At 58.8% G+C, this 18,207-nt stretch carries 21 protein-coding genes and 1 pseudogene; 18 read left to right on the top strand and 4 right to left on the bottom strand.

Translation table 11 applies throughout. From position 1 onward, the window contains the following. Nucleotides 1–42: 42 nt before the first annotated feature. From inhA to AC27VU_RS06445, 5 genes are all read left to right on the top strand, one after another. Complete coding sequence (gene inhA, locus AC27VU_RS06465) at nucleotides 43–729, top strand: isonitrile hydratase (RefSeq protein ID WP_488723693.1); 687 nt, start codon at nucleotides 43–45, stop codon at nucleotides 727–729. 234 nt (nucleotides 730–963) lie between these two features. Further along, nucleotides 964–1,755 carry a CPBP family intramembrane glutamic endopeptidase gene (locus tag AC27VU_RS06460; protein ID WP_488723692.1) on the top strand — a complete coding sequence of 264 codons (792 nt, stop codon included), beginning with the start codon at nucleotides 964–966 and terminating at the stop codon, nucleotides 1,753–1,755. Nucleotides 1,756–1,857: 102 nt separating this feature from the next. Then, nucleotides 1,858–3,423, top strand: a complete 1,566-nt coding sequence (locus AC27VU_RS06455; RefSeq protein ID WP_003223402.1) for a methyl-accepting chemotaxis protein — start codon at nucleotides 1,858–1,860, stop codon at nucleotides 3,421–3,423. A gap of 209 nt (nucleotides 3,424–3,632) precedes the next feature. Continuing rightward, entirely contained in the window at nucleotides 3,633–3,779 is a 147-nt protein-coding gene (locus AC27VU_RS06450) for a hypothetical protein (RefSeq protein WP_165369536.1), read from the top strand. 6 nt (nucleotides 3,780–3,785) lie between these two features. After that, a complete protein-coding gene (locus AC27VU_RS06445; protein ID WP_488723691.1) occupies nucleotides 3,786–4,205 on the top strand; it encodes a type II toxin-antitoxin system YafO family toxin in 420 nt (139 codons plus the stop codon). 93 nt (nucleotides 4,206–4,298) lie between these two features. Here AC27VU_RS06445 and AC27VU_RS06440 read toward each other — a convergent pair whose 3' ends face one another. From AC27VU_RS06440 to AC27VU_RS06430, 3 genes and pseudogenes are all read right to left on the bottom strand, one after another. Next, nucleotides 4,299–4,658, bottom strand: a complete 360-nt coding sequence (locus AC27VU_RS06440; RefSeq protein ID WP_488723690.1) for a DUF6124 family protein — start codon at nucleotides 4,656–4,658, stop codon at nucleotides 4,299–4,301. An 87-nt stretch (nucleotides 4,659–4,745) separates the two neighbouring features. Further along, a pseudogene (locus tag AC27VU_RS06435) lies at nucleotides 4,746–4,991 on the bottom strand (DUF6124 family protein); the annotation flags it as partial. Between the two features lie 914 nt (nucleotides 4,992–5,905). Then, nucleotides 5,906–6,583 carry an alpha/beta family hydrolase gene (locus AC27VU_RS06430; RefSeq protein WP_488723689.1) on the bottom strand — a complete coding sequence of 226 codons (678 nt, stop codon included), beginning with the start codon at nucleotides 6,581–6,583 and terminating at the stop codon, nucleotides 5,906–5,908. Nucleotides 6,584–6,676: 93 nt separating this feature from the next. Between AC27VU_RS06430 and ccoN (AC27VU_RS06425) the strand changes: the two genes are divergently transcribed. From ccoN (AC27VU_RS06425) to ccoP (AC27VU_RS06390), 8 genes are all read left to right on the top strand, one after another. Next, a complete protein-coding gene (ccoN, locus tag AC27VU_RS06425) occupies nucleotides 6,677–8,101 on the top strand; it encodes a cytochrome-c oxidase, cbb3-type subunit I (RefSeq protein WP_103368400.1) in 1,425 nt (474 codons plus the stop codon). Between the two features lie 10 nt (nucleotides 8,102–8,111). Further along, nucleotides 8,112–8,720: a cytochrome-c oxidase, cbb3-type subunit II gene (ccoO, locus tag AC27VU_RS06420; protein ID WP_003223389.1), complete on the top strand. Its 609-nt coding sequence runs from the start codon at nucleotides 8,112–8,114 to the stop codon at nucleotides 8,718–8,720. Nucleotides 8,721–8,725: 5 nt separating this feature from the next. Then, nucleotides 8,726–8,923, top strand: a complete 198-nt coding sequence (locus tag AC27VU_RS06415; RefSeq protein ID WP_262142342.1) for a cbb3-type cytochrome oxidase subunit 3 — start codon at nucleotides 8,726–8,728, stop codon at nucleotides 8,921–8,923. Then, a complete protein-coding gene (gene ccoP / locus AC27VU_RS06410) occupies nucleotides 8,920–9,873 on the top strand; it encodes a cytochrome-c oxidase, cbb3-type subunit III (protein ID WP_488723688.1) in 954 nt (317 codons plus the stop codon). The genes AC27VU_RS06415 and ccoP (AC27VU_RS06410) overlap by 4 nt, the downstream gene beginning before the upstream one ends. Before the next feature lie 481 nt (nucleotides 9,874–10,354). Next, entirely contained in the window at nucleotides 10,355–11,797 is a 1,443-nt protein-coding gene (ccoN, locus tag AC27VU_RS06405) for a cytochrome-c oxidase, cbb3-type subunit I (RefSeq protein ID WP_003223381.1), read from the top strand. Then, nucleotides 11,797–12,405, top strand: coding sequence for a cytochrome-c oxidase, cbb3-type subunit II (gene ccoO / locus AC27VU_RS06400; protein ID WP_003223378.1), 609 nt, complete (start codon nucleotides 11,797–11,799; stop codon nucleotides 12,403–12,405). Before ccoN (AC27VU_RS06405) ends, ccoO (AC27VU_RS06400) begins: the two co-directional genes overlap by 1 nt. Nucleotides 12,406–12,411: 6 nt before the next feature. Then, nucleotides 12,412–12,597, top strand: a complete 186-nt coding sequence (locus AC27VU_RS06395) for a CcoQ/FixQ family Cbb3-type cytochrome c oxidase assembly chaperone (RefSeq protein ID WP_003175465.1) — start codon at nucleotides 12,412–12,414, stop codon at nucleotides 12,595–12,597. Beyond that, a complete protein-coding gene (gene ccoP, locus AC27VU_RS06390) occupies nucleotides 12,594–13,577 on the top strand; it encodes a cytochrome-c oxidase, cbb3-type subunit III (RefSeq protein ID WP_003223372.1) in 984 nt (327 codons plus the stop codon). Before AC27VU_RS06395 ends, ccoP (AC27VU_RS06390) begins: the two co-directional genes overlap by 4 nt. Nucleotides 13,578–13,632: 55 nt before the next feature. On the opposite strand, the gene AC27VU_RS06385 is transcribed toward ccoP (AC27VU_RS06390), so the two are convergent. Further along, nucleotides 13,633–14,637: a metallophosphoesterase family protein gene (locus AC27VU_RS06385; protein ID WP_488723687.1), complete on the bottom strand. Its 1,005-nt coding sequence runs from the start codon at nucleotides 14,635–14,637 to the stop codon at nucleotides 13,633–13,635. A 252-nt stretch (nucleotides 14,638–14,889) separates the two neighbouring features. On the opposite strand from AC27VU_RS06385, the gene AC27VU_RS06380 reads away from it, so the two are divergent. The 5 genes from AC27VU_RS06380 to AC27VU_RS06360 all read left to right on the top strand — a co-directional run bounded on the left by AC27VU_RS06380 (nucleotide 14,890) and on the right by AC27VU_RS06360 (nucleotide 18,118). Continuing rightward, a complete protein-coding gene (locus tag AC27VU_RS06380) occupies nucleotides 14,890–15,090 on the top strand; it encodes a hypothetical protein (protein ID WP_103485061.1) in 201 nt (66 codons plus the stop codon). Nucleotides 15,091–15,264: 174 nt separating this feature from the next. Next, a complete protein-coding gene (locus tag AC27VU_RS06375) occupies nucleotides 15,265–15,519 on the top strand; it encodes a type II toxin-antitoxin system Phd/YefM family antitoxin (protein ID WP_045122727.1) in 255 nt (84 codons plus the stop codon). Then, nucleotides 15,519–15,929 (top strand): type II toxin-antitoxin system VapC family toxin, encoded by a 411-nt coding sequence (locus AC27VU_RS06370; protein WP_003223364.1) that lies wholly within the window; start codon nucleotides 15,519–15,521, stop codon nucleotides 15,927–15,929. Before AC27VU_RS06375 ends, AC27VU_RS06370 begins: the two co-directional genes overlap by 1 nt. Before the next feature lie 222 nt (nucleotides 15,930–16,151). Continuing rightward, on the top strand, nucleotides 16,152–17,567 hold the full coding sequence (ccoG, locus tag AC27VU_RS06365) for a cytochrome c oxidase accessory protein CcoG (protein ID WP_003223360.1): 1,416 nt from the start codon (nucleotides 16,152–16,154) through the stop codon (nucleotides 17,565–17,567). 11 nt (nucleotides 17,568–17,578) lie between these two features. Further along, nucleotides 17,579–18,118: a FixH family protein gene (locus tag AC27VU_RS06360; RefSeq protein ID WP_488723686.1), complete on the top strand. Its 540-nt coding sequence runs from the start codon at nucleotides 17,579–17,581 to the stop codon at nucleotides 18,116–18,118. The last annotated feature ends 89 nt before the right edge of the window (nucleotides 18,119–18,207 follow it).

Genomic DNA, 18,207 nt, shown 5'->3' with positions numbered 1-18,207 from the left:
CCTACAGTAAAGCCGTCCACCCCTCAAATGGAGAAATCCCCCATGACGTTGCAGATCGGTTTTCTGTTGTTTCCACAGGTGCAGCAACTGGACCTGACCGGACCCTATGACGTGCTGACCTCGCTGCCGGACGTGCAGGTGCATCTGATCTGGAAAGATCTGGTGCCGGTCACCGCCAGCACCGGCCTGCTGCTGAAACCGACCACCACCTTCGACGACTGCCCGAATCTGGATGTGATCTGCATTCCCGGCGGCGCCGGGGTCGGGCCGCTGATGGAAGATGAGCAGACGCTGGGCTTCATCAAGCGTCAGGCGGCGCAGGCCAGGTATGTGACGTCGGTGTGCACCGGTTCGCTGGTGCTGGGCGCGGCGGGCCTGCTTAAAGGCAAACGCGCGACCACCCACTGGGCCTATCACGAACTGCTGCCGAAACTCGGCGCGATTGCGGTGCAGGACCGGGTGGTGCGCGACGGCAATCTGTTTACCGGTGGCGGGATTACCGCGGGAATCGACTTTGCGCTGGTGCTGGCCGCAGAACTGGTGGGAGCCGAGGCGGCGCAGTTGATCCAACTGCAACTGGAATATGCGCCGGCACCGCCGTTTGAATCCGGCAGTCCGCAGACGGCGCCGAGTGCTGTCGTCGAAGAGGCTCGTAATCGTGCAGCGGCGTCGTTGAAGACGCGTACTGCAATCACCGAGCGCGCGGCGGCGAAACTCGATCTGCGCTGATTCCTCAGCCACGCACAGATCTACTGTGGGAGCGGGCTTGCTCGCGAAGAGGGTGTGTCAGCGACATGGATGTTGTCTGATACACCGCTTTCGCGAGCAAGCCCGCTCCCACAAGGGATCCGGGTCTGGCGATCGTGTTTTGTGTTGTCCCCACCTCCCGCCACACCTTGACTTGTCCCAACGCCCCCACCCGTGTAGAAAGCCCTTCCACAAAATTCTGCACAAGGACTTTCGATGAAGGCGTTGCCATGGGTCTATCTGGCGCTTCTCAGCCTCGGTTACGGGTGGGCGCTGAGCATTGGCCACCTCGGCTGGCTCGCGCTGATCTCGGTCGGATTGTTGCTGGTGGCCGGTTTCGCCGTGCGCCAACAGCAGGTGCCGGTGGCGCGGTTGCTGGGGCACGCGCTGTTTATCTTCCTCGCCCTGTCGCTGGCGCTGCACTGGTTGCCGGGGTTCGACAACGGTCGGGCCATCGCCCGGATGCGCTTCACCGACGACGCCGTGCCTTTCGTGATGTACCTCAATCTGGACAAACCCTTGCTCGGCTTCTGGCTGCTGCTGGCCTGCCCGTGGATCGTCGCGGCACGCTCGTTGCGTCTGACGGTGTTCGCCAGCGTCCTGGGCCTGACTTTGAGCGCCGTAATGGCGCTGGGGGGAGCGCTTCTGTTCGGCATGATTGCCTGGGCGCCGAAGTGGCCCGATCAGGCGTGGTTGTGGCTGCTGAACAATCTGCTGCTGGTGACCCTGGTCGAGGAGGCGCTGTTTCGCGGCTATATACAGGGAGGCCTGGGCCGCCTGTTCAAGCACCTGCCCCACGGCGACAATCTCGCCCTGCTGCTGGCGTCGCTGATCTTCGGCCTGGCACATGCGGGTGCTGGCTGGCACTGGGTGTTGCTCGCGGGGCTGGCGGGTGTCGGCTATGGTCTGGCTCACCGTTTCGGTGGATTGGCGGCAGCGATCGCCACGCATTTCGGGCTGAATCTGCTGCATTTTGCGCTGTTCACCTATCCGATGCTGGCCGCTTGAAGCAAGAGCGGTTTTGCGACGCCGTACTTATATCTGAAAAAAAACTTCAATAATTTCCTGACAGCGCCGACAACCTTTCAAAGCCTTGCGGATTGAAAAACCATGCGTAATAACCAGCCCATTACACAACGCGAACGGACTTTCCCGGCTCAGCAGCGGTTGATTTCCACAACCGACGCCAAAGGCGTGATCACCTACTGCAACGACGCTTTCGTCGAAATCAGCGGGTTTTCGCGTGAAGAGCTGATCCGTGCGCCGCACAACCTGGTTCGTCACCCCGACGTCCCGGCGGCGGTGTTTTCGCACATGTGGGGCACACTGAAACAAGGCTTGCCATGGATGGGCATTGTCAAGAATCGCTGCAAATCCGGTGACCATTACTGGGTCAACGCCTACGTGACACCGGTGTTCGACGGCAATCAGGTGGTCGGTTACGAGTCGGTGCGGATCAAACCCACCGCCGAACAGATCCGCCGTGCCGAAGCGCTCTACCAACGCATCAACCAGGGCAAGTCGGCAATTCCTTCCAGCGACAAATGGCTGCCGGTGCTGCAGGACTGGCTGCCGTTCATTCTGGTCAGCCAACTGAGCTTCGTGATCGGCGCGACCTTGAACTCGCACTGGGGCTTCGCCCTGGCCGCTGGTCTTTCGGTGCCGCTGGGCCTGATGGGCCTGCAATGGCAACAACGCGGGCTCAAGCGCCTGCTGCGCCTGGCCGAACAGACCACCTCCGACCCGCTGATCGCGCAGATGTATACCGACAGCCGTGGCGCGCAGGCACGTCTGGAGATGTCGATCCTCAGCCAGGAAGCCCGCCTGAAAACCTGCCTGACCCGTCTGCAGGACACCGCCGAGCACCTGACCGATCAGGCCAAGCAGTCCGACGCCCTCGCGCACAACAGCTCCAGCGGTCTGGAACGCCAGCGCGTGGAAACCGAACAGGTCGCCACCGCCGTCAACCAGATGGCCGCCACCACCCAGGAAGTCGCCAGCCACGTGCAGCGCACCGCTGACGCCACTCAGGAAGCCAATCGCCTGACCGGTCGCGGCCGCGACATCGCCGGGGAAACCCGCGAGGCCATCCAGCGCCTGTCGGTCGTCGTCGGCGAAACCGGCCTGACCGTGACGCAACTGGCCAAGGACAGCGACGAAATCGGCGGCGTGGTCGACGTGATCAAAGGCATCGCCGACCAGACCAACCTGCTCGCCCTCAACGCCGCCATCGAAGCGGCCCGTGCCGGCGAGATGGGCCGTGGCTTTGCCGTGGTCGCCGACGAAGTGCGCCAACTGGCGCAACGCACCAGCGAATCCACCGGGCAGATCCATGCCTTGATCGCCAAGCTGCAGCAGACTGCGAGCAGCGCCGTGCAAACCATGGAAGCCGGGCATCGCCAGGCCGAAGAAGGTGTGGCGCGGGTACTGGAGGCGGATCAGGCACTGGTCGGCATCAGCGAAGCAGTGGCCAACATCACCGACATGACCACCCAGATCGCTGCGGCAACCGAAGAGCAAAGTGCGGTGGCTGAAGAAATCAGCCGCAACATCAGCAATATTTCGGAATTGGCGGATCAGACCTCGGAACAGGCGCATAACTCGGCGTTGCTGAGTGAAGAGCTGACCAAAACTGCCAACACGCAGTACTCGTTGGTGGAGCGGTTTAACCGCTGATTGGATGGGTAATACAAAAAACCCGGATAGCGCGAGCTTCCGGGTTTTTTGTTGTGGCTTACGGCGTGACTACACATAGGGGCGCCATGCCCTACAAGCACGCCAGAATCCGCTGACTGGTTCGCTTTTTGGATTAGTTCTATCGTTTGCCGATAGAAACCCAATCCCCTAAGCTGGTCAGTATGAATACATCTCCTTTGGAGGCTCCGATGGCCACCACCAGAAAGATCGACAAGCCGGTTAAAAAAGTCATTCGCGATGAACTGACTTTTCTTGATGTCCGGCAAGCCGCGCGTGATGGGCAGAAAGCGTTCGATAAATATGTGATCACTGGCAAGCTACCCATAACAAAGTAGCCATAGATGCCAGCAGTCAAAATCTCTGCGCTTTTCGAACAAATCAACAAATGGAAAAACTTTGCCGCTCATTTTTATAACTACAAAGTGTGCGGTGAACTGCCCGCTATTTTTGGGCGAGACGAACGACTCGACCTCAGCGATATGCACCACATCCACCTGGCCAGCACCCAAGCGACCCAGTCACGTTGGGCAAAAATAGACCGCCAGTATTATCGAACCGCCTTGGTTGACGATCCTGACAACGACTTCTGGCTTATCTACGCCTACGACGCATTCCGGAATGAATACCTCTTGCTGACAATCACTGGCCCGGATGCCCATAACCGGGGTGAGTGGGGTTCATTTCTGCGCACGGTGCATTGCGAGATTGTTGAGCCATGGGTTGTGGGAAAAGTCATCTATCCCGACCTCGACGACCTTTGATTAACTGGCTGGCCAATTCTCGGAACTCGCCTATAGCAAGGCAATAAAAAACCCGGATAGCGAGAGCTTCCGGGGTTTTTATTGCCTTGCTACTTACTCCTTCGGCACGATGTTATCCAACGCCTGATTCACCGCCAATTCGCCCAACATGACCACTTGCGCAATACCCAACAGGGTCTTGCGGTTCGGCCCTTCCAGCACGCCGGCAAAGTCACCGAGCATGACCGTGGCTGACGCGAGGGATTCGCAGGAATTGGCCAGCAAGGACTCCGTGTCGATTTGCGGATTGACCATAAACATGTCGTTTGGGGTGTAAGGCGTCGCCATGATCTGGGCTGCGGGAGTCAGGTAATAGTCGAGCGCGCGTTCGGCTGCGTCGTGGAGTTTTCTTGAATCGGGAAATTCGTAGGGGGAAACCGGATCTTCTAACGGTGGGGTGACGGTCTTGGACATCAGCTGGAACTCCGGAAAAGAGTCGTTTGAGGATTGTTATAGACGGCTGCAAGCAGTGAGGGGACAAGCCCCTCACCGAGGCGGCAACTACCGCGAGACGTGATGGTTATCCAGCACACGATTGACCAGCAGCTCACTCAGCATGATGACCTGCTGCAGTATCTGCATCGCCTTGCGCTGCGACGGATCGACGGTGTTGCCAATATCACGGGCCATGTCATTGGCCGACGACAGCGTTTCGCACGCTTCGACCAGCAGCGTTTCGTCATCCACCGTTGGATTGACCAGATAGATCTTGCCGGGCTTGCTCGATGGCTTGGACGTCTTCTGCGCCGCGTACGCGTATGTAACGACGCAAGGTGTTGTAGGTCCGCTGGCGTAACGGATTGTGTGATTTAAATGGGCCTGCAGGATTGCGTTTACCGACAGAAAAATCCGCAAACACCCTGTTTTTTTTTATGGTGTCTGTCAGACCGTTTTCGCGAGCAGGCTCACTCCCACATTTGGACCGGGCGCATCAGTAAGGAATTGGTCAGTTGTAATGCCGCCATCGCTGGCAAGCCAGCTCCCACAGGGACTGCGTGCAATCTGCAGGACATCGGTCAGGTAACAGACCGCCATCGCGAGCAGGCTCGCTCCCACATTTGGACCGGGCGCATCAGTAAGGAATTGGTCGGTTGTAATGCCACCATCGCTGGCAAGCCAGCTCCCACAATGAATTGAGTGCATTTGGTCAGGAATTAGTTGGATGTCAGGGCGCCATCGCGAGCAGGCTCACTCCTACAGTTGGGTCGGGGGCATCAGTAACAGAATGGTCGGGTCGTAGGCCGTCATCTCTGACAGGCCAGCTCCCACAAGATCAAGATCAAAAGATCGCAGCCCTCGGCAGCTCCTACACAAAACCCGCGGCGCAGCCGCCCCACTCCAGGATGAGCGCAAGCTCGGCTGCAGCTTTTGATCTTGATCCACGGGCGACGTCGGAAGGCTGAGTGGAGGGATTGATCCGGGGGTGGGAGCGCAGCGACCGTTTGGCGCAGCCAAACACAGCGAGAGGAGGTGCAGCGAAGCAAACCGTAGGCGCTGCCCCCGGATCGATCCCGGAGCGAAGGAACCCCGAGCCCCAGCGAGCGGGCCGCACGCAGGAGCAAGCCTTTTTGGTTACTTTTTCGGCGTCTGGAAAAAGTGACCCGCCGTAAGGGCGGAACCCTAAGCCGCCGTGACCGCAGCAACGGATATACACCCAAATTTCATCGAAGAAACGAAGCAACCTTCCGCGCAGCACTGGCCAAATAATCCGAATGCGTAAACCCGGAAACCTTCAACGGCTTCAAATCATGATCCCCAGAGGCCAACCAAAACACCTCAATACTCGGCGATAGATCATAAGCCTCGACTGCGTCCCGATTGCCAAGCGCATCCCGCTCCCCCTGCACAATCAAAGTCCGAGTCCGCAAAGAAGCCAAATGCTCAACCCGCGGCTTCTCCGGTTTCCCCACCGCATAAAACGGATACCCCAGACAAACCAGCGCATCGGCGTCCAATTCGTCAGCCAAAAGACTGGCCATCCGCCCGCCCATGGACTTACCACCGATGGCCAAAGCCCCAGCGACATGACGTCGCACTTCAGCGAACACTTCGCGCCAGCACTCAAGCAGTTTCGGCGCCGGATTAGGCGGCCGTTTACTGCCATCCACCCGCCGCTGCGCCATATAAGGAAACTCAAACCGCAACACGTTCACGCCCAATGCAGCAAGGCGCCCAGCCATATCCGACATCCACTCGCTGTCCATCGGCGCCCCCGCCCCATGCGCCAGGATCAGAGTCGCCGAAGCCTCGCCCGACGCGGCATCCCACAACCACCCATGATCCCGCACGCACTGCGCCCATTGATCCCCGTCAATACTGGCCTTGTGCTGTTTGTCCATGCTTGCCTCGCTTTTAGTCTGCCTATAACTCCAGACGAAGGATTCGCGGCGTCTTGCGCGCGCTCACTTCGGCTGAACCGTGGATGGGGAACCATGAACACTTCTATCAGTACCGCCTACAACTACAAGGTGGTCCGCCAATTCGCCATTATGACGGTGGTGTGGGGCATCGTCGGCATGGGGCTCGGGGTTTTTCTCGCGGCCCAATTGGTCTGGCCCGAACTCAACTTCAATTTGCCCTGGACCAGTTTCGGCCGTCTGCGCCCGCTGCACACCAACGCGGTGATCTTCGCCTTCGGTGGCTGTGCGCTGTTCGCCAGTTCGTTCTACTCGGTGCAACGCACCTGCCAGACACAATTGTTCGCGCCGAAAATCGCCGCATTCTGCTTCTGGGGCTGGCAGCTGGTGATCCTGCTGGCGGCAATCAGCCTGCCACTGGGTTACACCAGTTCCAAGGAATACGCCGAACTGGAATGGCCGATCGACATCCTGATCACCATCGTCTGGGTCGCCTACGCCATCGTGTTCTTCGGCACGATCATGCAGCGCAAGACCAAGCACATCTACGTCGGCAACTGGTTCTTCGGCGCGTTCATCATCACCGTGGCGATCCTGCACATCGTCAACAACCTCGAGTTGCCGGTGAGCCTGACCAAGTCCTACTCGGTGTACGCCGGTGCGACCGACGCGATGGTGCAATGGTGGTACGGCCACAACGCCGTAGGCTTTTTCCTCACCGCCGGTTTCCTCGGGATGATGTACTACTTCGTGCCGAAACAGGCCGAACGTCCGGTGTATTCGTATCGCCTGTCGATCGTGCACTTCTGGGCGCTGATCACCCTCTACATCTGGGCCGGCCCGCACCACCTGCACTACACCGCGCTGCCGGATTGGGCACAATCGCTGGGCATGGTGATGTCGCTGATTCTGCTGGCACCGAGCTGGGGCGGCATGATCAACGGCATGATGACCCTCTCGGGCGCGTGGCATAAGTTGCGCAGCGACCCGATCCTGCGCTTCCTCGTGGTCTCGCTGGCGTTCTACGGCATGTCGACCTTCGAAGGTCCGATGATGGCGATCAAGACCGTCAACGCCCTCTCCCACTACACCGACTGGACCATCGGCCACGTTCACGCCGGCGCGCTCGGCTGGGTGGCGATGATCTCGATCGGCGCGCTGTACCACATGATCCCGAAAGTCTTCGGCAAAGAGCAGATGCACAGCATCGGCCTGATCAACGCGCACTTCTGGCTCGCGACCATCGGCACCGTGCTGTACATCGCTTCGATGTGGGTCAACGGCATTGCACAAGGCCTGATGTGGCGCGCAGTCAACGAGGACGGCACGCTGACTTACTCCTTCGTCGAAACCCTGGTGGCCAGCCACCCAGGCTTCATCGTGCGTCTGGTGGGTGGGGCGATCTTCCTCAGCGGCATGTTGCTGATGGCTTACAACACCTGGCGCACCGTGCGGGCCTCGCAGCCTGCTGACGTCGTTGCTGCCGCGCAGATGGCCTGAGGAGTCCGCCATGAAACACGAAACGATTGAAAAGAACGTCGGCCTGCTGATGCTGCTGATGGTGTTCGCCGTGAGCATCGGCGGCCTGACCCAGATCGTCCCGCTGTTCTTCCAGGACGTCACCAACAAACCGGTGGAAGGCATGAAGCCCTACACCGCGCTGCAACTGGAAGGCCGCGACATCTACATCCGCGAAGGCTGCGTCGGTTGCCACTCGCAGATGATCCGCCCGTTCCGCGCCGAAACCGAACGCTACGGGCACTACTCGGTGGCCGGTGAGAGCGTGTGGGATCACCCGTTCCTCTGGGGCTCGAAACGTACCGGTCCGGATCTGGCGCGGGTCGGCGCGCGTTACTCGGATGACTGGCACCGCGCGCACTTGTACAACCCGCGCAACGTCGTGCCTGAGTCAAAAATGCCGGCCTACCCGTGGCTGGTGACGCAAGCGGTCGACAGCAGCCACACCGAAACCAAGCTCAAGACCATGCGCACCCTCGGCGTGCCGTACACCGACGACGACATCAGCGGCGCGGTCGCCAGCCTCAAGGGCAAGACCGAAATGGACGCCCTCGTCTCCTACCTGCAAGTGCTCGGCACTGCGATCAAGAGCAAGAGGTGAGCACGATGATCATTGAAATGAGTGCAGGGCTGATTCGCGGCCTCGGCACCGTCGTGGTGTTCGTCGCCTTCGTCGGCCTGACGATCTGGGTGTTCAACCGCAAGCGCACCCCGGAATTTGCCGAAGCGCGCCTGCTGCCGTTCGCCGACGAGCCGCAACCCGACACCCAACCAGTATCTGAAACAAGGAGTACCCGGCCATGACCACCTTCTGGAGTACGTGGATCTGCGTACTGACCATCGGCAGCCTGATCGGCCTGACCTGGCTGCTGATCGGCACGCGTCGGGGCGAGACCAAGGGCAGCGTCGACCAGACCATGGGCCACAGCTTCGACGGCATCGAGGAGTACGACAACCCGCTGCCGCAGTGGTGGTTCATGCTGTTCGCCGGCACGCTGGTGTTCTCCGTGGGCTATCTGATCCTGTATCCGGGCCTGGGCAACTGGAAAGGCATCCTGCCCGGCTACGAGGACGGCTGGACCGGCGTCCACGAGTGGGAAAAGGAAATGAGCAAGGCCGACGCCAAATTCGGGCCGATCTTCGCCAAATTCGCCGCCATGCCGGTGGAAGAAGTGGCGAAGGATCCGCAGGCGCTGAAAATGGGTGGCCGGCTGTTCGCTTCCAACTGCTCGGTGTGCCACGGTTCCGACGCCAAGGGCGCTTTCGGCTTCCCTAACCTGGCCGACAGCGATTGGCGCTGGGGCGGCGATGCCGAGACCATCAAGGCCACCATCATGGGTGGCCGGATGGCGGCAATGCCAGCCTGGGGCGACGTGCTGGGTGAAGCCGGGGTGAAGAACGTCGCGGCGTATGTGCGTCACGAACTGGCCGGCCTGCCACTGCCCGCCGACAGCAAGGCGGACCTGCAAGCCGGACAGCAAGCGTTCAGCACCACCTGCGTAGCCTGTCATGGGGCAACCGGCCACGGCACTGAAGCCATGGGTGCGCCGAATCTGACGCACCCGGCCGGATTTATTTATGGCACGAGTCTGACGCAGCTTGAGCAGACCATCCGCCACGGTCGCCAAGGCCACATGCCGGCACAGAACGAACTGTTGGGCAACGATAAAGTGCAACTGCTCGCCGCTTATGTGTACAGCCTTAGCCATGGATTGAATACAGAAAAACTGATTACTGAAGACAACAAGCAATAAGTATTGCGTACATATCTGCCGCACCGTTCTCGGTGCGGCAGCATCCCGCCCCTTTGCGACGCATTGTCGCACCCCGTCACACCCTCTCCTTTCGAATCCTCCGATTCGGGTCTACGCTTGCTCGATGCGGACTGGCCCGTGCCGGTTCCAGGTCGACCTTGAGCGATGTGTTCGACAAATCGCCTGACTGACAGGGCGCAAAGCCCGGTAGATACCGGCTGTCGCGTCGATGACCGTCCGTCACCCGATCAGCGCGTTCGAACACACCCCGTTACAACTGACCTGAACCCCTCGCTTTTTTCGTCCGCTGCGACATTTTGTCCGAGGCCAATTTTGTCCTTACGCGGCGTATGGAAAGGCCGCAGAATCAGCGTTGGAAAGCATTGACCCAGGTCATGGCGCGTTGCAATGACCCCCTGCTCTCTGCATACTTGCGGCCGATTTTAATCCTAATAAAACACCCAAACCGTGGAACCTTAGAATGAGCACAGCAATCAGTCCGACTGCTTATAACTATAAGGTAGTCCGCCAGTTCGCCATCATGACGGTGGTCTGGGGGATCCTTGGCATGGGGCTCGGTGTCTTCATCGCCTCGCAACTGGTCTGGCCGGAGTTGAACTTCGGTCTGCCGTGGACGAGCTTTGGACGCCTGCGCCCGTTGCACACAAACCTGGTGATTTTCGCCTTCGGTGGTTGTGCACTGTTTGCCACTTCCTACTATGTCGTGCAGCGAACCTGCCAGACGCGACTGATCTCCGACAGCCTCGCCGCCTTCACCTTCTGGGGCTGGCAAGCGGTGATCGTCGGCGCAATCATTACCTTGCCGCTGGGTTACACCACCACCAAGGAATATGCAGAGCTGGAATGGCCGCTCGCCATTCTGCTGGCCATTGTCTGGGTCTCCTACGGGCTGGTGTTCTTCGGCACCATCACCAAGCGCAAGACCAAGCACATCTATGTCGGTAACTGGTTCTACGGCGCGTTCATCGTCGTGACCGCGATGCTGCACATCGTCAACCACGCGTCCCTGCCGGTCAGCTTCTTCAAGTCCTACTCGGCCTATGCCGGTGCGACCGACGCGATGATCCAGTGGTGGTACGGCCACAATGCCGTGGGCTTCTTCCTGACCACCGGTTTCCTCGGGATGATGTATTACTTCGTGCCGAAACAGGCCGAACGTCCGATCTACTCCTATCGCCTGTCGATCGTGCACTTCTGGGCGCTGATCACCCTGTACATCTGGGCCGGCCCGCACCACCTGCACTACACCGCACTGCCGGATTGGGCACAATCGCTGGGCATGGCGATGTCGATCATCCTCCTGGCGCCAAGCTGGGGCGGCATGATCAACGGCATGATGACCCTCTCGGGCGCCTGGCATAAGCTGCGCACCGACCCGATCCTGCGCTTCCTCGTGGTGTCGCTGGCGTTCTACGGCATGTCGACCTTCGAAGGTCCGATGATGGCGATCAAGACCGTCAACTCGCTCTCGCACTACACCGACTGGACCATCGGCCACGTACACGCCGGCGCTTTGGGCTGGGTGGCGATGATTTCGATCGGCGCGATCTACCACATGATCCCGAAACTGTTCGGTCGTGCGCAGATGCACAGCGTCGGCCTGATCAACGCGCACTTCTGGCTCGCGACCATCGGTACCGTGCTGTACATCGCTTCGATGTGGGTCAACGGCATCACTCAGGGTCTGATGTGGCGTGCAATCAACGATGACGGCACCCTCACCTACTCGTTCGTCGAAGCGCTGCAGGCCAGCCACCCGGGCTACATCGTCCGTGCCCTGGGCGGTGCATTCTTCGCCAGCGGCATGTTGTTGATGGCTTACAACGTCTGGCGCACCGTGCGCGCCTCGAACCCGGCTGAAGCCGAAGCCGCTGCCCAGATCGCTGTCGTTGGAGCTCACTGATGAAGCATGAAGCTGTCGAGAAGAATATTGGCCTGCTGGCCTTCTTCATGGTCATCGCCGTCAGCATTGGCGGCCTGACCCAGATTGTTCCGCTGTTCTTCCAGGACGTCACCAACAAGCCGGTCGAAGGCATGAAGCCGCGCTCGGCGCTGGAACTGGAAGGCCGCGACGTCTACATCGCCAACGGTTGTGTCGGCTGCCACTCGCAGATGATCCGTCCGTTCCGCGCTGAAACCGAACGCTACGGCCACTACTCGGTCGCCGGTGAAAGCGTCTGGGACCATCCGTTCCTGTGGGGTTCCAAGCGTACCGGCCCGGATCTGGCTCGTGTCGGCGGTCGTTACTCCGATGACTGGCACCGTGCGCACCTGTACAACCCGCGCAACGTGGTGCCTGAGTCGAAAATGCCGGCTTACCCGTTCCTCGTGGAAAACAAGCTCGACGGCAAAGACACGGCCAAGAAAATGGAAGTGTTGCGCACGCTCGGCGTCCCTTACACCGACGAAGACATCGCCGGTGCAAAAGATGCCGTGAAGGGCAAAACCGAAATGGACGCGCTGGTGGCCTACCTTCAGGGCCTGGGCACCATCATCAAAAGCAAACGGTGATTCTTAATGGATATCGGGATGATTCGAGGCCTGGGCACCGTTGTCGTGATGGTGGCCTTCATCGGTTTGGCGTTGTGGGTGTTCAGCCCCAAGCGCAAGTCGGAGTTTGAAGACGCAACCTTGCTGCCTTTTGCGGATGATCCCGAAGCCATCAAGCACGTCGAGCAAGCTTCTAGGAGTAACAAAGAATGACTACATTCTGGAGTCTGTACGTCACAGTCCTCAGTCTCGGTACGATCTTCGCCCTGACCTGGCTGCTGCTGTCGACCCGTAAGGGCCAGCGCAGCGAACAGACGGACGAAACGGTCGGCCACTCCTTCGACGGGATCGAGGAGTACGACAACCCACTGCCGAAATGGTGGTTCATGCTGTTCGTGGGCACCATCGTGTTCGCCTTGGGTTATCTGGTGCTGTACCCGGGCCTGGGCAACTGGAAAGGCCTGCTGCCGGGCTACAACTACCTCGATAACGACAAGCAGACCGCGTTCGCCAACGGCAAGACCGGCTGGACCGGCGTGCACGAATGGGAAAAGGAAATGGCCCGCTCGGACGCCAAGTTCGGTCCGATCTTCGCCAAGTTCGCGGCGATGCCGATCGAGGAAGTCGCCAAGGATCCGCAAGCCTTGAAAATGGGTGGCCGTCTGTTCGCCTCCAACTGCTCGGTGTGCCACGGTTCCGACGCCAAGGGCGCCTATGGCTTCCCGAACCTGACCGACGCCGACTGGCGCTGGGGTGGCGAGCCGGAAACCATCAAGACCACCATCATGGGCGGTCGTCACGCAGTGATGCCGGCCTGGGCCGAAGTGATTGGCGAACAAGGTGTAGCCGACGTCGCAGCCTTCGTGGTGACTCAACTTGATGGCCGTAAACTGCCGGAAGGCACCAAGGCTGACCCGGCCAACGGCCAGAAACTCTTCGCCGCCAACTGCGTGGCCTGCCACGGTCCCGAAGGCAAAGGCACCCCGGCGATGGGCGCGCCTAACCTGACCCACCCGGCCGCGTTCATCTACGGCTCGAGCTTCGCGCAACTGCAGCAGACCATCCGTTACGGCCGTCAGGGCCAGATGCCTGCGCAGGAACAACTGCAAGGTAACGACAAGGTGCACCTGCTGGCGGCTTACGTTTACAGCCTGTCCCACGGTGAAAAAGCGCCGGAAGCCGAGGCGCAGTAAAGCCAGGGCTTGATGCAATGAAGAATCCCCCGCCAGTGCTCTGGCGGGGGATTTTTTATGGGGCACTGGCCCAGATCGACTTCACCGGCACGGTGGCCACCGGTGTACGTTTGCGCCACTGATTGTCCTCGACCAGACTTACCTCCAGTTGCTTGCGATCCTTTGAAAAAGTGGCGGTCAGGTACGTCTGCTGAGAAGCTGAACCGCTGAGAAACATCGGCACGCTCCCCATATAGGTCTGGCTACCACCCTCGTCGTGGAAGTGGCCGGCGAACATCGCCGTCACCTGATACTTTTCGATCATGTCGCGAAAGCGCTTTTCCTGATCCCGACTACCCGCCCAGTCATAGGGTTTGTGCATGTTGATAATGATCGCGTAACCCTGCGCCCGCGCGATCCGCAAATCAGTTTCCAGCCAATCCAGCGAGTGTTTGATATCGAATGTAGTCGGATTCAAGGCATGGGAAATCTTCACCGCGTAAGTCGGTTCATTGTTCAACTGCACCAGATGCACTTCACCGATATTCTTTGAATAAGCCAGACTACCCAGATAGTGCTTGTTCAGAAAACTGCCGCTCACTTCCAGATCGAACTGGTCGACTTTATCGACATGATGATCACGGTAATCAACAATACTGCCCGCGGCGCAATTCTCACTGAAACAGTCATTCACATTGTTCTGATAATCGTGATTACCCAATCCGTAGAGCACGTGATCGCCAAAGTATTTCTTCAACATCGATCCGACATAAGAACGCTGCCAGCCATGGCCGAACGCGGTCATGTCACCATTGATCATCAATGGTACTGCAGCCTGCCCGCCCATCTCGTTGCGGAACTGGGCAATACTCGCGAACTGGGTTTCCACCAGCCATTTCGCGCGCTTTTCGAAATCCGCGCTCGATTCATCTTCACCACTGTCCGATTTTTCCGTCCACGGGTATTGCGGATCCGAGGCGAATACCATGTGTTGCGGCGCACTTTCGTTGGCACTGGCCAAAGAAGTCAGTGACAACAGGCACAGACACGCGAAAAGCTTTTTAACTTCCTTGATTCTCATAACACTCCACTATTTAGTTAACCATCAAAACATGAACATGCAACTAGTACGCTGCAGAACAGCCGCAAAGCTATTCGAAAACAATAAAAAATTAAAAGCCTTCAATTAACTAATGATATTTCTGCAACATCGGCACAGTTATTGAAATTAATACTTTGAGACACATGCCTGATGGACTCGATCAACAATGCTCTGTAGGGTCTTCCACAGCCCGATGATCCGCATCGGAGCAACTTCAAGGATGAAGCCACTATGTTGAATGACGACAAGAACCGTCTCTCGGATGATCAGAACCTCGCTGATAACAATCACGCAATCGAAGCATCAGATCACCCCGCGGAATCGATTGCCGTGACACTGGGCAATCCGTTGCAACCCGAATCCCGCCACACCACAAAACCCCACAGAAATACCGGCAGCCTCGACAGCCTGGGCGGCGGCAGGCTTCCCTGAGTCTTGAAGTCAGGTCTGAATAATCCCGAGCCGGTCTCCACCTTTGGCGAGGCCGGCTCGACTGACGCCAGCCAGGGACCGACCAACGGACGGCTGAGCCCGGTCCTCCTCGATTGCCGCACCGAAGGCGAAGTAGTAACGTTGCTACACCTGTATTGCGAGAGGTCTACCATGATGGCAATCACCACCATCTCAAGCCGTGAATTCAATCAGGACACCAGCGGCGCCAAAAAGGCTGCACGTCTGGGTCCAGTGATCATCACCGACCGTGGCAAGGCCTCTCACGTACTGTTGAGCATTGAGGAATTTCAGAAACTGAGCGGTGCAAACGCCAGCATTGTCGACTTGCTGGTCATGCCGGAGGCTGCCGACATCGATTTCGAAACCGAGCGCGCAGTCATCATTCATCGTCCTGTGGATCTGTCCTGATGTATTTACTCGACACCAATGTGATTTCCGAACTTCGCAAGCCGCAAGCCGATGCCAATGTCGTCAGTTGGGCCAAAAGCGTCATCGCACCGCGCCTGTACATCTCGGCCATTACCTTGAAAGAACTGGAAACCGGGGTACTACGAATGGAACGGCGTGATCCTGCGCAAGGAAAGCTGTTGCGCAGCTGGCTGACGCGTCACGTCATGCCGGCCTTCGAAGCACGAATCCTGCCGGTCGATGCTGCGGTTGCACTACGCTGCGCCAGCCTGCATGTACCCGACCAGACCAATGAAAGCGATGCATTGATCGCCGCCACTGCCCTGGTGCACGGGCTCACGGTGGTCACTCGTAACGTCGGCGATTTCCAGTCGAGCGGCGTCGCTCTGATCAATCCATGGGAACAATGAGCGAGCGACAGCGCGAAAACTGTCCATACTCATCAAGTCAATTGATCTGCATCAGGCTTTGCTGCATTCGCTACACCAATAAAGCTTTTTTCCCAACGCGACCAAAGGTCGCACCCTTGAGCCAGAGCGACAGGCGTATCATTGCGCCACTGCAACACCCCTTTCTGACCGCGGTCGGCACGTATCGACCGAGGCATTTTTCCACTGCCGTGGGATGCAATGATGAGCAACCAGATTCCGGTACACGACGTCACACCACCGAGCAAAAACGCGAACAACAGCGTCGATCTTTACGCCTCCCGAGAAAAAATCTACACCCGTGCCTTCACCGGTCTGTTCCGCAATCTGCGGATGGTGGGCGGCGCCGCGCTGTTCCTGCTGTATTTCGGTACGGTGTGGCTGAACTGGGGCGGGCATCAGGCGGTGTGGTGGAACCTGCCGGAGCGTAAATTCTTCATCTTTGGTGCGACCTTCTGGCCGCAGGATTTCATTCTGCTGTCCGGCCTGCTGATCATCGCGGCGTTCGGCCTGTTCTTCATCACCGTCTACGCCGGCCGTGTCTGGTGCGGCTATACCTGCCCGCAAAGCGTGTGGACATGGATATTCATGTGGTGCGAGAAGGTCACCGAAGGCGACCGCAACCAGCGCATCAAGCTCGATAAAGCGCCAATGAGCGGCAACAAGTTTTTGCGCAAACTCGCCAAGCATTCGCTTTGGCTGCTGATCGGCTTCGTCACCGGCATGACCTTCGTCGGCTACTTCTCGCCGATCCGCGAACTGGTGTTCGAGTTCTTCACCGGCCAGGCCGATGGCTGGTCGTATTTCTGGGTCGGGTTCTTCACCCTCGCCACCTACGGCAATGCCGGCTGGCTGCGTGAACAGGTGTGTATCTACATGTGCCCGTACGCACGCTTCCAGAGCGTGATGTTCGACAAGGACACGCTGATCGTTTCCTACGATCCGCGTCGCGGCGAAAGCCGTGGCCCGCGCAAGAAAGGTGTCGACTACAAGGCCCTGGGGCTGGGCGATTGCATCGACTGCACCATGTGCGTTCAGGTGTGCCCGACCGGCATCGACATTCGTGACGGTCTGCAGATCGAGTGCATCGGTTGCGCCGCGTGCATCGACGCCTGCGACGCCATCATGGACAAGATGGACTACCCGCGTGGCCTCATCAGCTACACCACCGAACACAACCTCTCCGGACAGAAAACCCATAAACTGCGGCCACGCCTGATCGGCTATGCGGTAGTGCTGCTGGCGATGATCAGTCTTTTGGTCACCGCGTTCTTCATGCGCTCACTGGTCGGGTTCGACGTCAGCAAGGACCGCGTGCTGTACCGCGAAAACGCCGAAGGCCGGATCGAAAACGTCTACAGCCTGAAGATCATGAACAAGGATCAGCGCGACCACACCTACGTGCTGGAGGCCGCCGGTCTGCCGGATCTGCGCCTGCAAGGCAAACGCGAGATCAAGGTGCCGGCCGGCGAAATTTTCAGCATGCCGGTGGAGTTGTCGAGCGCACCGGAACAATTGCCGTCGAGCACCAACGAGGTGAAATTCATCCTCAAGGATGCCGACGACGACAGCGTCCACGTTGAAGCCAAGAGCCGATTCATCGGCCCACAAACCCGTTGAGAGAACTGAACATGCCCGCAGCAAACGCCGCAAGCCCTTGGTACAAGCACCTTTGGCCATGGATCATCATCGGGATCCTGACCTGTTCGGTGACCTTGACCCTGTCGATGGTGACCATTGCGGTGAACAACCCGGACAACCTGGTCAACGACAACTACTACGAGGCCGGCAAAGGCATCAATCGTTCACTGGATCGCGAACTGCTGGCGCAGAATCTGAAGATGCGCGCCAACGTGCATCTGGATGACGTCACTGGCGAAGTCGATCTGCGCCTGAGCGGTGACAGCCAGCCGAAAACCCTGGAACTGAACCTGATCTCGCCGACCCAGCCGGAGAAGGATCGCAAGATCGTCCTGACCCGCAGCGAAACCGAAACCGGCCGTTACATCGGCCAGTTGGGCGACAAGGTCGACGGCCGGCGTTTTGTCGAATTGCTGGGCACTCAGGACGACCACGTGTGGCGCATGTTCGAAGAGGAACAGGTCAGCCATGACAAGGATCTGCTGCTCGGTGACGAACCGCTGCAGGGCGCCGAAGACCTGGATAAATAAAAATCTGCACTGTGGTGAGGGAGCTTGCTCCCGCTGGGGTGCGAAGCGCCCCTATAACCAGCTTCCCGGTTCATTCAGGCAGAATGAAT

The sequence above is a fragment of the Pseudomonas sp. 14P5.3.2 genome (assembly GCF_057799175.1).
This window is presented reverse-complemented; position numbering and strand designations above follow the sequence as displayed.

Coding starts and splice junctions, on each gene's coding strand:
- inhA (WP_488723693.1), top strand. CDS start 43: ATGACGTTGCAGATCGGTTTTCTGTTGTTTCCACAGGTGCAGCAACTG.
- AC27VU_RS06460 (WP_488723692.1), top strand. CDS start 964: ATGAAGGCGTTGCCATGGGTCTATCTGGCGCTTCTCAGCCTCGGTTAC.
- AC27VU_RS06455 (WP_003223402.1), top strand. CDS start 1,858: ATGCGTAATAACCAGCCCATTACACAACGCGAACGGACTTTCCCGGCT.
- AC27VU_RS06450 (WP_165369536.1), top strand. CDS start 3,633: ATGGCCACCACCAGAAAGATCGACAAGCCGGTTAAAAAAGTCATTCGC.
- AC27VU_RS06445 (WP_488723691.1), top strand. CDS start 3,786: ATGCCAGCAGTCAAAATCTCTGCGCTTTTCGAACAAATCAACAAATGG.
- AC27VU_RS06440 (WP_488723690.1), bottom strand. CDS start 4,658: ATGTCCAAGACCGTCACCCCACCGTTAGAAGATCCGGTTTCCCCCTAC.
- AC27VU_RS06430 (WP_488723689.1), bottom strand. CDS start 6,583: ATGGACAAACAGCACAAGGCCAGTATTGACGGGGATCAATGGGCGCAG.
- ccoN (WP_103368400.1), top strand. CDS start 6,677: ATGAACACTTCTATCAGTACCGCCTACAACTACAAGGTGGTCCGCCAA.
- ccoO (WP_003223389.1), top strand. CDS start 8,112: ATGAAACACGAAACGATTGAAAAGAACGTCGGCCTGCTGATGCTGCTG.
- AC27VU_RS06415 (WP_262142342.1), top strand. CDS start 8,726: ATGATCATTGAAATGAGTGCAGGGCTGATTCGCGGCCTCGGCACCGTC.
- ccoP (WP_488723688.1), top strand. CDS start 8,920: ATGACCACCTTCTGGAGTACGTGGATCTGCGTACTGACCATCGGCAGC.
- ccoN (WP_003223381.1), top strand. CDS start 10,355: ATGAGCACAGCAATCAGTCCGACTGCTTATAACTATAAGGTAGTCCGC.
- ccoO (WP_003223378.1), top strand. CDS start 11,797: ATGAAGCATGAAGCTGTCGAGAAGAATATTGGCCTGCTGGCCTTCTTC.
- AC27VU_RS06395 (WP_003175465.1), top strand. CDS start 12,412: ATGGATATCGGGATGATTCGAGGCCTGGGCACCGTTGTCGTGATGGTG.
- ccoP (WP_003223372.1), top strand. CDS start 12,594: ATGACTACATTCTGGAGTCTGTACGTCACAGTCCTCAGTCTCGGTACG.
- AC27VU_RS06385 (WP_488723687.1), bottom strand. CDS start 14,637: ATGAGAATCAAGGAAGTTAAAAAGCTTTTCGCGTGTCTGTGCCTGTTG.
- AC27VU_RS06380 (WP_103485061.1), top strand. CDS start 14,890: ATGTTGAATGACGACAAGAACCGTCTCTCGGATGATCAGAACCTCGCT.
- AC27VU_RS06375 (WP_045122727.1), top strand. CDS start 15,265: ATGGCAATCACCACCATCTCAAGCCGTGAATTCAATCAGGACACCAGC.
- AC27VU_RS06370 (WP_003223364.1), top strand. CDS start 15,519: ATGTATTTACTCGACACCAATGTGATTTCCGAACTTCGCAAGCCGCAA.
- ccoG (WP_003223360.1), top strand. CDS start 16,152: ATGAGCAACCAGATTCCGGTACACGACGTCACACCACCGAGCAAAAAC.
- AC27VU_RS06360 (WP_488723686.1), top strand. CDS start 17,579: ATGCCCGCAGCAAACGCCGCAAGCCCTTGGTACAAGCACCTTTGGCCA.